The organism is Ruegeria sp. BB5 (genome assembly GCF_056539405.1).
On record NZ_JBQFUX010000004.1, the window covers coordinates 159,322 to 173,457 of the forward strand.

Below are 14,136 nucleotides of genomic sequence, written 5' to 3' on the forward strand. Positions count from 1 at the left end.
CTAAAACCCAACCCGATCGCCGCCTTTTAGTGCGAGGCGTTCGCGTGCTTCTGCCGGTGTCGCAACTGAAAGGCCCAGATTTTCGATGATTGTGCGAATGCGGCTCACTTGCTCGGCATTCGATGTGGCAAGCTCTCCCTTGCCGATAAAGAGACTGTCTTCGAGCCCGACACGCAGATTGCCACCGCGCATTGCGCTTTGTGTAGCGAAAGGCATTTGGTGCCGTCCTGCTGCCAGTACAGACCATTCATAGTTTTCAGCGCCAAAAAGTTTGTCCGCCGTATTGTGCATATGGGTCAGATGATCAGGGTCAGCGCCAACGCCTCCTAAAATGCCAAAGACCATCTGGATGAAGAACGGCGGTTTAATAAGCCCTTGATCCACGAACCATTTGACGTTGTAGAGATGGCCCAGATCATAGCATTCAAACTCAAACTTGGTGCCATGATCACCCCCCAGTTTCTCAATCGCATATCGAATGGTCTTGAACGTGTTGGGAAAAATGAAGTCTTCCGTCATCTCAAGGAATGGACGTTCCCAATCGTGCTGAAATTCCGTGTATTTCTGAAGCATCGGGAAGATGCCAAAGTTCATGCTGCCCATATTGAGCGAGGCCATTTCCGGGCTCGTCGAAGTCGCGGCCAACAGACGTTCGTCCATCGACATGCCCAATCCGCCGCCGGTTGAGACATTCACCACCGCGTCAGTGGATTGTTTGATCACAGGCAGAAATTGCTGAAACAATTCAGGCCTGGGATCTGGCTTGCCGGTCTCGGGATGTCGCGCGTGCAGATGGATGATAGACGCGCCAGCCTCTACCGCTTCAATGCTTGCTGTTGCAATTTCGGCAGGTGTGATCGGCAGGTGGGGCGACATTGACGGCGTGTGAATGCCGCCCGTTGGCGCACAGGTGATGATGACTGACTTGGGCATTACAATTTCATCTGTTGCACTTGCGCAGACAGCCCCCCGTCCAAAACCCAAAGCTGACCAGAGGCATAGCGCGCCTCGTCGCTGGCCAGCCAATTGACCAGATTGGCAATGTCCGTTGGCGTTCCGTAGGTACGCATCGGGTGCACGTCCCGGACAGCTTTTTGAAGTGTTTCGATGTTGCCCCCCCCGCCGCCAGATCCGTCACCGTTGAAGAAACTCTGCAGCATCGGAGTATCAATATAGCCGGGGCAGATCGCATTGACGCGGATACCCTCAGGGCCATGGTCGCAGGCCATTGCACGGGTTAGCGCATGCACCGCTCCCTTGGTTGCACAATAAGCGGCAAGGCCGGGGTCAGCGATGAACCCATCGTAAGACCCAAAGTTGATCAAGCTAGCGCTGTTGCCAGATTTCGCGGCTTCGCGCATCAATGGAATGGCGTATTTTGAGGTTAGAAAAGTACCCGTGGAATTCACCGCAAAGCTTTGGTTCCATTCCTCCAGCGTGGTGTCTTCGACCGTCTTTTCAATCTCGATCCCTGCCGCGTTCACCAAGACGTCAAGCTTGCCATGAGCGTTGCGGACCTGATCCATCGCGGCGATTGCGTCCGCCTCCTGTGTTACGTCGAGCTTTACAAAGTGGCTGCCGTCATCGTCATGCCTGTCCAGTGACCCTTCGAGCGTCAGGTCTGCGGCGTAAACTGTCGCACCTTCTTTGACGAAACGCGCCACAATCGCACGTCCGATTCCACCCCTTGCCCCTGTAACGAGGGCAATTTTTCCGTTCAGCATCATTGGTCTTGGTCCTTCAAAGGGGGATAACGGTAACGCTTGGCCGCAATGGTCCAATCCATATCGTTACGCACATATTGCTTGCTCGCGTCGGATGGTGGGTTGTAGTCCCAAGGCACACTTGCGCCTGCTTCCATCGCGGCATGCAGCGCGCGGCGGGATTTTTGGGTTGCAATGATCTTTGTACGCAATGCCTTGCCATCCCACCGCGCGGCAACTTCATCAGCAAAGGCTTGAGCGGCCTCATTGTAACTGAGGTCGGAGGCCAGATTTCTTGTCTCCAACGGATCAACGCTCAGATCATACAGCTGTGGTGGATCGCTATCGCAGTGGATGTATTTCAATGAACCACGCCGGATCATGATGACGGGAAAGCCCGTCATTTCAGCGCAATACTCGCCGATTGCCTCATCAACGGGGTCGTCCTCGCCCCGCGCCAAGGGCATAAGGCTTCGGCCATCTATAGGTTCGCCGATCATGCTTTCACTACCGCCAGCGATCTCAATAAACGTTGGCAACATATCCACGAGCGACACAGCGTTTCGCGCTGTCCCAACCGCCACGCCAGGTCCCGCCATGACCAACGGCACGCGGGCCGAATGTTCAAAGAAATTCATCTTGTACCACAGCCCACGTTCGCCCAGCATGTCGCCGTGATCTGCCGTGACGATCACGATTGTATTGTCCAGCTCTCCAATCTCTTCGAGCGTTTGAACCAGTTCGCCGATCTTGCTGTCAAAGTAGCTGACATTCGCCAGATATGCGCGACGCGCGCGGCGCACCTCTTCCTCTGTCAGCGGCACATAGGACGCTTCGATCCCATCCATCAGGCGGCGCGAGAATGGGTCCTGATCATCCAAAGCAGGCGTAAAGGCCGGCATGTCGATGTCGTCGTCTGAATAGAGGTTCCACCATTCGGGGCGGGCGACATATGGATCATGCGGATGAATGAAGCTGGCAACCATCGCAAAGGGCGCATCATGCCCTGGCGCTTTGTCACGTGCCGCATCGAAGAGCCACCGTTTGGCGGCAAAGCCAACCTCATCATCGTAATCAATCTGGAACGTCGCATGCGCCAGACCGCTTTCCTTGACGGTCTGCATGTTATGATACCACTTATCGATCCGCTCATCGGGGGCTTCCCAGTCGGGCGTCCATGCAAAGTCCGACGGGTAAATATCGGTCGTCACGCGGTCTTCGAACCCGTGCATCTGATCAGGGCCGACAAAGTGCATCTTACCTGACAGGCACGTGCGATAGCCCAGCGACTTTAGGTAATGCGCGAAGGTAGGAACAGACGCCTTGAATTCTGATGCATTATCATAGGCCGCAATTCGGGAGATGTGTTGGCCCGACATAAAGGCGAACCGCGACGGCGCGCAAAGCGGCGAATTGCAATAGGCCGCATCAAAGCGCATCCCGCGCGCCGCTAGCGCATCAAGATGCGGGGTCTTGGCAACGCTATGCCCGTAAGCCCCCGTGAAATGTGGGGCCAACTGATCCGCCATGATCACAAGGATATTTGCCCGCGTCACGTTGCACCCTTGGCGTAGGCATCCAGAACCAGCCCATGAAAGTGATGCACCGCATGCTCAGATTTGCCCGACCCATCCGGGTCATTGACGATCCTGCCTTGAGTGAAAGCAGGTGTGCTCATACCGCGCTGCACAGATTCGACAAGACTGATGTCTTCAACCTGCAGCACCTCATCCAAATAGCGAATGGCATCCAGCTCCATCGCGTCGGGCTCAGGCGTTTCGAGGAAAAAGTCATAGGTCTCCAACGTCCGGTCCGGCCCGACAGGGATGACGTTGAGCACGATCATGCTGGACCGACCCGGATACCGCATCAGACAAGTTGTCGGATAAAGCCACCAAACCGCATGGGTTTTGACCGTAGCGTTCGACACGTCATATGCGGCATTGGGGCTGTTTCCCGCATCGGCCATGTGACTGGAATAAATGCCATAGGTTGTGACCTTGTAAGTATCCATGTCAACAAGATCACAGAAATCCTTATGGGCCGTCGGGCAGTGATAACACTCAAGAAAGTTATCAACGACGTTCTTCCAGTTTGATTTGATGTCATAGGTCAATCGGTGCCCGAAGGTCAGTTGATCCACGTCCGGTGCCCAGTGGCGCACTTCAGTTTCCAGATTGCCTGACTGCTGCGCCAAAGAGGGTGCCTTTGGGTCCAGGTTGACGAATACAAATCCGCAAAACTCTTCGACTTGCACCGCGTCGAGGCAAATCTCATCCGTGCGAAAATCTTCTAGGTTCTCGGTGTGGGGCGCGCGGGCCAACTGCCCGTCCAACTTGTAAACCCAAGCATGGTAAGGGCACATGATCCGAGTTGTGTTTCCTTCGCCAGAAAGCAGTTCGTGGGCGCGGTGCTTGCAGACGTTGTAGAAAGCGCGCAACGTGCCCTCCTTGTCGCGCACGACGGCAATAGGCTTCCCTGCAATCTCGATTGTAACGTAGGACCCTGGCTCGCGGGTTTTTTCCACATGACAGACCCACTGCCAGGTCTTGGAGATGATGGCCCTGAGATCAGCGTCAAACCACTTTTCTTCCGTGTAGGCCTCCGCTCGCAGTGAACTGGAACGCGATGGATCGGGATCATAGCCAAGAGAAATCGTATCAGAATCTGTCATGTGGTTCCTCCAAGGTTGGCATAGAGTATTCCATTTACGAATCTGAGATATGCATAATTGGTCAGAATTTTGATGTTTTTAGATTGAGCCGGACCGCCGAAATCATAGTCAAGACATTGGTTGCATATGCGGATCCAGATTTCACTGGTGACTACGGAGCGGTCATTTGTTCAAAGCGCAGCATCGGTGAGTGTGGGCTCAGACCAGCCCAATGCACCCGCTGCGTGTCCCGAAGAAAAAGCAATCAGACAACGGTCATTCAAACCAACAGTAAATTCAGGTGTCAGCGCAGTGCTGATGTCTGGGCTTGGCGGGAGGGTTGGAGGACCCGATACGCCAAGAGTCCAACTTCCCGCTGTCACCTCGAAACGAAGAGCCTGGAACAAGGGTCGGATCGTTGGCCAGAAAAGGCCGCTGTTGCCGAAACAAGTGTGGGCAATCCGCGCTCGGCTCGAATTGGCTAGGAATCTGCGTGATCTCACGCTGTTCAAAGTGGCGATTGATAGCAAGCTTCGCTGATGCGACTTGGTGAAACTGTCCGTCAGCGATTTGGTCAAAATGACCGCGTGCGCGAGAGGGTGTCTGTGATCCAGAGCAAAACCCGGCGACCCGTTCAGATCGAACTCTCTGAAAACACGCGGGATACCATTGCCGCATGGATCAAGTCGCCGGAAATGATCGGCTGCCGTTTCATGTTTCCCAGCCGGTTTCATGACCGCCCACATATCTCAACCCGCCAATATGGCCGACTTGCGCGGGATTGGGTGGTTGCGATTGGGTTGGAACCCAGTGGCTACGGCACTCATTCGCTGCGCTAGACCAAGGCGGCGGAGATCTACCGCAAGACCGGAAATCTCAAGGCGGTTCAACTGTTGCTCGGACACACAAAGGTTGACAGCACTGTCAGATATCTTGGTGTCGAACTTGAAGATGCGCTGAGCATCGCCGAGCAAATCGACATTTGAACCATGTTGGCGGGCGACACTTGCCGTTCGCCAATCCAGATCGGACCTATGGGCGCGGCGCAGCAGTGGCAAGGACTGAACCCATACTACCCAGATATCGCGCTGCGGCGAATGTCCTTTTCTCAAACCGCAGCCAGATGTGCACCGCTTCTAGTCCGTGACGACGACCGCTATGCTGTTCGATATCGGAGGGAAGCGGTGTGACGCATCTTCAGAAACCCGCAACTATTGATCGTTCAGTTGTAGAGCGCGCAAGAACGGCTGACGCGTGGCAACGAAGACAGTTTTGCCGAGGCAGAGCGACAGGGTCTTTTGCTGGTCGCGAAGGTCCGAACCATAGCACTTTGTATTGTTTTGATCTGGGTTGCGATAGACACACAAAGCCGTGGTGCCAGCTTCCTCTACGATATTTCTCAGGTTGCAGTATTCGCAGTGCTTGGAATCTTGCAGTACTTTTCAGCCAAGCATAGCGCGAATGCCAGTGTAATGAACTATGTCTTCATCGCCATCGACTGTGCTTTGCTGGCTTTCATCTCCAGCACTCCAAACCCTTTCGCTGAATACGATTTACCACCTGCGATCCTGATGAATGGAAGCCAGTTCACCTACTTCTATCTCTTCCTGATGCAGGCAGCATTCAGCTTTCGCCCAAGCCTCGTTCTCTGGTGCGGATTTTGTATCGTTACAGCGCGAACAGGAATGCTGATTTGGTTTGTGAACCAACCTGGCGCCTATACCAACCTCGATCTTAGTGAGCGCACTGTGGAGGACTTTTTGATGGCGCGCTCTGATCCGAATTTCATCTTTCTGGGATTTTGGGCTCAAGAGATCATCGTTTGCTTGCTTGTAACCGCTGGCCTTGCCGCTTTGGTGCGTCGCTCTCGTTGGCTTGTAGAAAGTCGAATTCGCACGGAACGGTCACGCGCCAACCTTGCACGCTACTTTTCACCAAACGTTGTGGACCGTCTCGGTAGTGCCGAGGACAGCTTTGGCGAGGCCTGTGAACAAGACGTCGCCGTCATGTTTGTTGATATCATTGGGTTTACCACCATGTGCGAGAACGACGCCCCTGGCGATGTCGTTGATTTCTTGCGCGGGTATCATGACAGGTTGGGCAAGGCAGTTTTCGAGAGCGGAGGTACGCTGGACAAATACCTTGGCGACGGGTTGATGGCGACCTTCGGGACACCAGAACCCGGTGAGAACGACGCCAATAACGCACTTCAATGCGCCTTTGACATGCTTGAGGCATTGAGCATCTGGAACCGTGACAGGAGTGCCGAAGGGCTTCCTCCGGTACGCATTGGGATTGGCATCCACTTCGGTCCCGTTATCTCGGGTGACATCGGAAACCGACGCCGTCTTGAATACAGTGTCATCGGCGATACCGTGAACGTCGCAAGCAGGCTTGAGCAGCTGTCCCGGAAACTAAATGCTTCTTTGGCGGTTAGCGATTTGTTGATCGAGGCAATAAGTCCGACAGACAAGGTCGGGCAATCTTTAATCAAAAGATTGGTTCCCGCCGGAGTGCAAGATTTGAGAGGAAGACGAGGAAAGATCGGCGTTTGGATCTACCCGCTGAAATAGTAAGTGTTTGCGCATGGCTTTGCCATTCCACCGAATTCAACTTTCGCAATCCATTCAGTCGGACCCGCTCATTGAGCCGGTCAACGCCATCCGTTTCCATATGGTCATGCAGCGTGTGACGATCGTAAAACAACTCGGGTCTGGAAAATCGACTCATCCACAACGCTTAATCGACGTGCGGCCGTTACCAGAAACCGGTTCAGCGGATCACGTGGACAGAACAATTGGCGTGGTGAACGACCCGGTTTGCAGTTGACCCAATAAAAATGTTCTCGATCCCCGGCTTGTGTGAGGCCAGCACTATGCAATCGATGTCATTTTCATTTGCGAAGTCAACGATCGCGCGGCCAGCACTCCCCGAGACAAGGCGCGGTTTCGCACCCGATAGGTCGGCAGCATTCCGATGTAAGCTTTCCTGAAGTTCTTTTCGCGTATTTGCCAGAACTTCCTCGGGTATCTGAGATGCCACATATGCAGGGATCGGTTCCTGCACATGAAGCACTGTGAATTCCGCATCGGCATTCGCCAGCAAACGAGCAGCTTCAAATGAGGCCTGTGTATCGTGATCTTTGTCCAGTGCGACTGGTACCAGAATGTTTTTATACATATGAGCTACCTTCCATTGCTCCAGCTGCGATCGTTCCGACCTCTGCGGTGATACGGCTCTCTATACCGGATCGGATTTCGGAGATTTACCCGCCTTCTTAGCTGTGCTTGCAACATCATCCATTGTCTTTTCCACAGCTTCGACTTCTGTTTCCGCTGCATATGCTGCACATCGGGCAACTGTTTCGAACCATTCCTGAGCGTCAGCCACAAGGCGTTCGGCTGAGTGCTTCTGCCACTCTGCTATGGATTGCAGCGCTTTCGCCGGATCAGTCGGGTCTGCAGCAGACGCCGAGCGCGCAGCCTCCAGCGCGGTTCGCACAGCCTCGTGACGCCTCTCAAACCAATGCTGAGCAAAGGCCTCTGCCTCTTTCAGCGATTTTTCCTGCATGTCCCAGAATTGCTCAAGCTGAGCGCCCAGAAACGGATTGGCTGAAGTAGACGGCTGCATCTGCTTGAAGATATCGACAAGTGGGTTGGAGTAACTTGATTTTGGCTTCTCTTCAGGCATCGGAGATTCCTCCTCATCTCTAAATGCTGAATATTAACTGAGATCGAGGAAACTTGCCTTAATGTAAATCAACCAGTGCCGGCAAACGTGGTAGTGGTGTCCTGCAATCCAAGGGTGGACTTTGTGCCAACCTATTCGGTCTGTATAGCCTCAAGATACGCAATCACATTCGCCAACGGCACACCTGCGAACATCGGTTGGCCGTCAGGCATCGTCAGCGCAACTTTTTGATCCGAATCCAAAGCTGGTCCAAAAATGGGCATTTCTCCACCATGCGCGAGCAATGGTGCGCGACCATCAATTTGACGCGCCACCGCCTCAATCGGAAAAACACCGTCGTTTTGGGCCGCGAGCCTCGTCAGATCAGGTGTCCTTATCGCCAGCATCTCCGCCATTGGACCATCTCCTGTGGCCTCGAAACCATGGCATTGCCAACAATAAGTTCTGTAGAGATCGTGCCCATTTTGAAGGTCAATATCCTGCGCCAGTGCAGCACTTGCAGCAAATATTGACAAAAGAAGTCCGCGACAAACTAGCATCTGTTCCTCCTCCGAGATCAGCATTTCGAGTTGAAAATACGCGATATCGAATGAATGCTTCATTGATCTCGCTCATATTCAACCTTTGAGTACCAGCTGGGAAAAACCATCACGAAACGACGGTCGCAGCATTCGGATCCGCCTCTCTGATCAGTCTTAGCGCCTGATGATATAGATCAATGCCAAATAAAGAATTACATTTCAAAGTATGAATGTTTCAGAAGAAGCTCGGCATGAGCGGTGATGAGCCCTTGGTTTATCATCGGGGTGCTTGTTTGCGGCACAGCTTCGGTAACCCGGCAATTGCCCATCAAGGAGTGAGGTGAATGCATACAGTTGATCCACCGTCCCCTAAACTCCGACGTTCTCTCACCACCCCGTTGCTTACATTATATGGGCTCGGTGTTACCGTCGGTGCGGGAATTTATGTGCTCGTCGGCGCAACCGCCGAGGCTGCGGGCCCTTATGCTGCAGTTTCGTTTCTTGTTGCAGCGCTCGTCGTTTCGCTGACGGCTTTGTCGTACGCCGAACTCGCGACACGCTATCCCGTAAGCGCGGGTGAAGCGGCATACGTTGAAGCGGGATTTCAAAGGGGCTGGATGGCGGTTCTAATCGGTCTTGCCGTTGCTGCGTCTGGGATTATTTCAGCCTCCGCTGTTGCGATTGGGGCGGCCTCATACCTTCACACCCTGACGGGGCTTGGCACCGCATTGCTTACGATCGGCGTTGTGTCGGTCATGGGGCTGATTGCACTCTGGGGCATTACACAATCGGTATTTGTGGCAGCCGTGATCACGGTCATCGAGATCGCGGGGCTTCTTTTTGTGATTGGCTGGGGCATGTCTGTGCAGGAACCGCAAGGCCATGAAATTAGTGAGATGATTCCGGGACTCGAGCTCAGCACCTGGCGCGGTATTATGGCGGCATCTCTGCTGGCATTTTTTGCCTTTGTCGGCTTTGAGGACATGGCAAACGTCGCGGAAGAGGTAAAAGACCCAACCCACACAATTCCAAAGGCTATCCTTTTGACGCTCGTTCTGGCGACGGGTTTGTATCTAGCGACCTCGATCACGGTCCTGCTCGTTGTTCCTATCGATACCTTGTCGACCTCGGCCGCCCCACTCACGCTGGTTTTCTTCGACGCACCCGAAGTAATCAAACAAGGGTTCGCCGCAGTCGCAGTCGTTGCAACAGTCAATGGCGTCTTGATCCAGATGATTATGGCGTCGCGGGTGATCTATGGTCTTGCCGACCGGGATCATCTTCCGAAAATACTGGCGACTGTCCCGCAGGTTACCCAAACACCGGTCGTCGCAACCCTGTTGGTAGTTGCGATAATTCTTCTGCTGACGCAAACTTTGCCAATCGGCATACTAGCGGAACGCACATCCCAGATCGTTTTGGGAGTGTTTGTTTTGGTCAACATCTCGCTGATATTGCTGAAGTCCCGGCCGGGGTCAACTCGGGAACATTTCCGCGTACCTCTTGTTGTACCAATCCTTGGGGTGCTGACCAGCGCTCTGCTTTTTGGTGCCGGATTTCTCTGAGAGGAAAACCGACAGCACAGGGTCACCAGAACGGGGTCCGACTGACGCATGAACACTGACCGATCAACATTTGGAAGGCGGATTTCAGGCTGGTGGCACCGGACTTTCGTCGATCTGATCGCGCAATTGCAATGGTCTTACCTGCCACCATTGATGGTATACTTTGCGGCCGGGGTTTCGGGGTTAACATCCGTCGTCGGTGCGTTTTTTCTTAAGGACTATCTGAATCTATCCGCCGCTTTTGTTGCGGGATTGGCATTCTGGGCCGGGTTGCCGTGGATTCTAAAAATGCCGCTGGGTCATCTGGTTGACCTGTTCTGGCGCTGGAAATCTCTACTGATTGTCGTTGGCGCATCCTTTATCACGGCGTCATTGCTCATCATGTACAGGCTTGTGGCTGCGCCTAACCAAATGGCCGGCATTATGCCACTTGAGGATTGGTACGTCGTTGCCTTGATGTTGGCTCCTTCAGGTTATGCCATTCAGGATGTCGTTGCTGACGCCATGACAGTCGAAGCAGTGCCGCAATCGGACCGAGACGGACGCGCGTTTATTCAGGACGAAGTTCGTGCCCGGCACACCACCATGCAGACCCTCGGCAGGATTGCGATCATATCCGGGTTTGCGGGGGTCGCCGCGGTTAACATCTGGATTTTTTCGGGGGCGGAAAATCTGGAGCAAGCCGATCGTTTGGTTCTCTACGGTCGGGTCTATCTCATTGCCCTGGCTATCCCACTGTTGTCTGTCAGTGGAGTGGTTCTTCACGCTCTGATACAGCGTCGCCTCGTTCGTCGAGGACACCTTCTGCACAAACCAGATCAAACCACCGAAGTCAGGTGGCCGATACTGCTGGGCGGACTTGCGTTTGTTGTTCTCAGCATAGTGTTGGGAACCGCAAATTTTGCCTTCGCGCAAGAGACCGTTTTTGCGGTGTCGCTCACGGTCATTCTCTACCTCATGTCGCGTTTGCTGAGAGAGCTGGAGTCGAAACAGGCCAAAGTTCTGATCGGGACAGCAACTATCATTTTCGTTTTTCGAGCAGTTCCCTTGCCAGGACCGGGCCTGACCTGGTTCGAGATCGACGAGCTTGGGTTTGACGAACAGTTCCTGGCCATTCTAGCGCTTCTGACCTCACTACTTGCTCTGCTTGGTCTGATTATCCTCAGGCCGTTTATGGCAAGTCGTTCGATTGCGCAGGTTGTAGTGTTACTCACGATTGCCGCCGGAGTGCTGTCCCTGCCAAACCTTGCCTTGTACTACGGGGTGCATGAATGGACGGCCGCGCGCACAGGTGGGGTCGTGGATGCAAGGTTTATCGCCATTCTTGACACAGCCGTTGAGTCACCGCTGGGTCAAATCGCGATGGTCCCAATGTTGGCTTGGATCGCGCGCAACGCCCCAACACATCTGAAGGCTACCTTTTTTGCGGTCATGGCGTCGTTCACCAACATGGCATTGTCAGCAAGCAGTCTCGGTACAAAATACCTGAATCAGATCTTTACCGTTACCCGCGCGGTTACCGATCCCAGAACGGGTACCGTTGCCTCCGTCGCTGACTATAGCCACTTGGGGAACTTGCTGATTACCGTGGGCTTGATCTCTGTCATCATCCCACTGGCTGTGGTTTTTCTGGTGCAAAACTCGCCTTATCAGACGCGCGATTGAATATGCGGATCAATCGCTTTCATCGAGAAGTATCTTGAGGTGTGACACCGGAACGCCAATATTCGAGCCGCCAAATTCGGGTAAGATCGCGGCATTGATAGCAACCACCTCGCCGTTTCGGTTAAGGGCAGGTCCGCCGCTTCCGCCGGTTGTGGTTTCAGCATCATAAACGACTGCACCGGGACTGGTCTGGGCGACGATCCCCCGGCTGGCCAGAGGCCTGATCTTGTTCTGCTCTGAAAGGTGTTTTGCAATAGTCCAGAAATCGACGGCTCCGTCTCTCTCAAGCGTTTTCAGAAAATCCGGCCCAGCCTGCACAATCAAGGCCTTAAGGCCAGTCGGAAATCCAAGCAAGAAAACTTCTTCACCTGCTCGCGTCGGGTGAGGTGCCAGTGAAAGTCCAAGCCCTTGAACACGGTTCGCATCAACGGACAGAAGCGCCAAATCGGCCGTTTTGCTTGCCCTAAGCAACACCGCTTCCATTGGCTTGGATTGTTCTGGAAGATAAGCCAGCAGGCTAAGTATCTCGGCTTCAAGCCCTGCTGCCTTCAGGGCCTGCGCGCGATCCCCGGTCGTCCAGGGCAAGGCGACATGACGGTTGGTCACCAAAAGAGAGGTGTCCTGCAATAGAAACCCGGTTCCGGTGAACTGAAATTCTGCCGGCGCGCCTTCCGCATCTGGCTCAATCCATGGTTTTCCGAATGGAGTTTTTAGTTTCTCCCCGTTCGGGCCAAGCACATGCCGCAGCAATTTGCCGCTTTCGGTCTGTCGCAATCCGTAAGCACCCTGGATGAAGGCAATAGATCGCGTCGAGGCTGTGATAACTCGCCTTGACGCACCAGCGCGTTCTTCCAAAGTGCCAAGGCGCTGCTCGGTGGAAATCACCTGGTTGTCAAACGCTTCTCTGAGCGCGACCAGATCATCCGCCGTCAGTGCATCTTCTCGCGTCTGCGTAAGCATGACAGCAACCGCCTCGATCTTGAGAGACTCCTGTTTAAGGCTGTCCGCCAGCTTCCGGTCGTTCTGAAAAAGCAAATAGCCAAAGGCAAAGATCAGAAGAAGCACACCGATAACGGTAACCCTGAACAAAACCGTGGTTTGTGATGTCAGCCGACGCCCGCCTTCGCGCAGCGCACCGGACATTTTTCTGGCAAAGGGTCGTCGGCTGGAGCGCGCATACACATATGCGTCACTTATTATGTCTTCGACCGTGTGATGTGCAGGGAATGAGTGGTCACACACCCTGTAGCGTGACATGGGCCCCTCTTCACCGAACTCAATCATGTCGCCATGCCCAAGAACTGCCGAAGCAGTTTTTTGACCATTGACCCAGATATCCCGGCCAGGCAAAGCGTTTAGCGCGTAACCGCCTTGCGACCACTGAATGGTCGCCACGTCTTCGTCATGCGGGGGCAAATCCTCTTTCCGCCTGAACTTCAGGATACGATCAGGACCCACCGAAGCAGCCAAAGCGTTGCCGACAAGCCAGGTAACGGTTCCGCGGGACGGCCCCGTCAAGCTCTCCAGAAATGCACGGACATCGCCCGTTTCACTTTCCACATCGCTTTTGTCCGGCGTCCGCATTGTCCATCTCAGTTCTCTAGCCCTATTGGCACATTATCATGCGCAGCAGTGAAACCGCTATGGTGGGCAATAATGTGCTCGTTTTAAGAACACCAAAGGTCCGCGCATGCTGCCCGGACCATGAAGGTTGCGCGTGCGCCTCTATTGCTCCTATTTCGATGAGACCTTAATCTTCCGGCTGGGATCCTGAGGTTCGGTTTTCGGCATCGTGACGTGCAGGACGCCTTTGTCGAACGCAGCGGAAATCTCCTCGATATCGACTGCATCAGGCAGCGTCATTGTCCGAGTGAAACTGCCATAGCTTCTCTCGCTAACGCGCAGATCGCCTGTGTCATCATGCGTAACATTCTTCTGGCCCCGCAGCGTCAATCTACGGTCTTTGATTTCGACTTCGACGTCGTCTTCTTCGAGACCCGGCAATTCAGCCGTGAGAACGATCGCTGTATCCGTTTCGTGGATGTCAATCGCCGGCGAAATCGCACCCGTCATGTCCAACGACGGGAAGCCCGTGCGTTGCGCGGCTGTTTCCAGCGGCAGGAATGGCGCTGCGCCCCCGAAAAAGCGCGACATCATGGATTCCATTTCGCGTCGAAAATTATCAGAGAGCGGATGTGTTCCAGCAAACAGTTGCGGGGTATTTTTATCTTCAAGCATTTTCTGATCCTCCTCCTTTGGTGCGATTGGGGGGAGGCGGTATTATTGCAAAAAACGCGTCTAATTACCTTGATCTTGCGCAAGCAAGCGTCCTCGGTATC

At 53.9% G+C, this 14,136-nt stretch carries 12 protein-coding genes and 1 pseudogene; 4 read left to right on the forward strand and 9 right to left on the reverse strand.

The window, feature by feature from the left end; genetic code table 11:
• The 4 genes from kce to ACR0DL_RS12070 are packed head-to-tail and all read right to left on the reverse strand — an operon-like array spanning position 1 to position 4,377.
• On the reverse strand, positions 1 to 933 hold the full coding sequence (gene kce, locus ACR0DL_RS12055; RefSeq protein ID WP_480689381.1) for a 3,5-dioxohexanoate:acetyl-CoA acetone transferase: 933 nt from the start codon (positions 931 to 933) through the stop codon (positions 1 to 3).
• Complete coding sequence (locus ACR0DL_RS12060; RefSeq protein WP_170352072.1) at positions 933 to 1,727, reverse strand: SDR family NAD(P)-dependent oxidoreductase; 795 nt, start codon at positions 1,725 to 1,727, stop codon at positions 933 to 935. The genes kce and ACR0DL_RS12060 overlap by 1 nt, the downstream gene beginning before the upstream one ends.
• On the reverse strand, positions 1,724 to 3,259 hold the full coding sequence (gene betC, locus ACR0DL_RS12065) for a choline-sulfatase (protein ID WP_480689383.1): 1,536 nt from the start codon (positions 3,257 to 3,259) through the stop codon (positions 1,724 to 1,726). The genes ACR0DL_RS12060 and betC overlap by 4 nt, the downstream gene beginning before the upstream one ends.
• Positions 3,256 to 4,377 carry an aromatic ring-hydroxylating oxygenase subunit alpha gene (locus tag ACR0DL_RS12070; protein ID WP_480689385.1) on the reverse strand — a complete coding sequence of 374 codons (1,122 nt, stop codon included), beginning with the start codon at positions 4,375 to 4,377 and terminating at the stop codon, positions 3,256 to 3,258. The genes betC and ACR0DL_RS12070 overlap by 4 nt, the downstream gene beginning before the upstream one ends.
• Positions 4,378 to 4,674: 297 nt before the next feature.
• Between ACR0DL_RS12070 and ACR0DL_RS12075 the strand changes: the two are divergent.
• A pseudogene (locus tag ACR0DL_RS12075) lies at positions 4,675 to 5,342 on the forward strand (tyrosine-type recombinase/integrase).
• 312 nt (positions 5,343 to 5,654) lie between these two features.
• Positions 5,655 to 6,929 carry an adenylate/guanylate cyclase domain-containing protein gene (locus tag ACR0DL_RS12080; RefSeq protein ID WP_480689387.1) on the forward strand — a complete coding sequence of 425 codons (1,275 nt, stop codon included), beginning with the start codon at positions 5,655 to 5,657 and terminating at the stop codon, positions 6,927 to 6,929.
• A gap of 199 nt (positions 6,930 to 7,128) precedes the next feature.
• Here ACR0DL_RS12080 and ACR0DL_RS12085 read toward each other — a convergent pair whose 3' ends face one another.
• The 3 genes from ACR0DL_RS12085 to ACR0DL_RS12095 form a co-directional block, all read right to left on the reverse strand.
• The gene (locus ACR0DL_RS12085; RefSeq protein ID WP_480689389.1) at positions 7,129 to 7,536 is read right to left on the reverse strand and encodes a universal stress protein; all 408 of its coding nucleotides are present in this window, start codon (positions 7,534 to 7,536) and stop codon (positions 7,129 to 7,131) included.
• 60 nt (positions 7,537 to 7,596) lie between these two features.
• Complete coding sequence (locus ACR0DL_RS12090; protein WP_480689391.1) at positions 7,597 to 8,046, reverse strand: phasin family protein; 450 nt, start codon at positions 8,044 to 8,046, stop codon at positions 7,597 to 7,599.
• A gap of 131 nt (positions 8,047 to 8,177) precedes the next feature.
• Complete coding sequence (locus ACR0DL_RS12095) at positions 8,178 to 8,648, reverse strand: c-type cytochrome (protein WP_082643718.1); 471 nt, start codon at positions 8,646 to 8,648, stop codon at positions 8,178 to 8,180.
• Positions 8,649 to 8,911: 263 nt separating this feature from the next.
• On the opposite strand from ACR0DL_RS12095, the gene ACR0DL_RS12100 reads away from it, so the two are divergent.
• Both ACR0DL_RS12100 and ACR0DL_RS12105 read left to right on the forward strand, forming a co-directional pair.
• Positions 8,912 to 10,132, forward strand: coding sequence for an APC family permease (locus ACR0DL_RS12100; RefSeq protein WP_480689393.1), 1,221 nt, complete (start codon positions 8,912 to 8,914; stop codon positions 10,130 to 10,132).
• A 48-nt stretch (positions 10,133 to 10,180) separates the two neighbouring features.
• Positions 10,181 to 11,797, forward strand: coding sequence for an MFS transporter (locus tag ACR0DL_RS12105; RefSeq protein ID WP_480689395.1), 1,617 nt, complete (start codon positions 10,181 to 10,183; stop codon positions 11,795 to 11,797).
• Positions 11,798 to 11,806: 9 nt separating this feature from the next.
• Here the strand turns inward: ACR0DL_RS12105 and ACR0DL_RS12110 are convergent, their stop codons facing one another.
• On the reverse strand, positions 11,807 to 13,381 hold the full coding sequence (locus ACR0DL_RS12110) for a trypsin-like peptidase domain-containing protein (protein WP_480689397.1): 1,575 nt from the start codon (positions 13,379 to 13,381) through the stop codon (positions 11,807 to 11,809).
• A gap of 150 nt (positions 13,382 to 13,531) precedes the next feature.
• Complete coding sequence (locus ACR0DL_RS12115) at positions 13,532 to 14,035, reverse strand: Hsp20/alpha crystallin family protein (protein ID WP_170359678.1); 504 nt, start codon at positions 14,033 to 14,035, stop codon at positions 13,532 to 13,534.
• Positions 14,036 to 14,136: the final 101 nt, after the last annotated feature.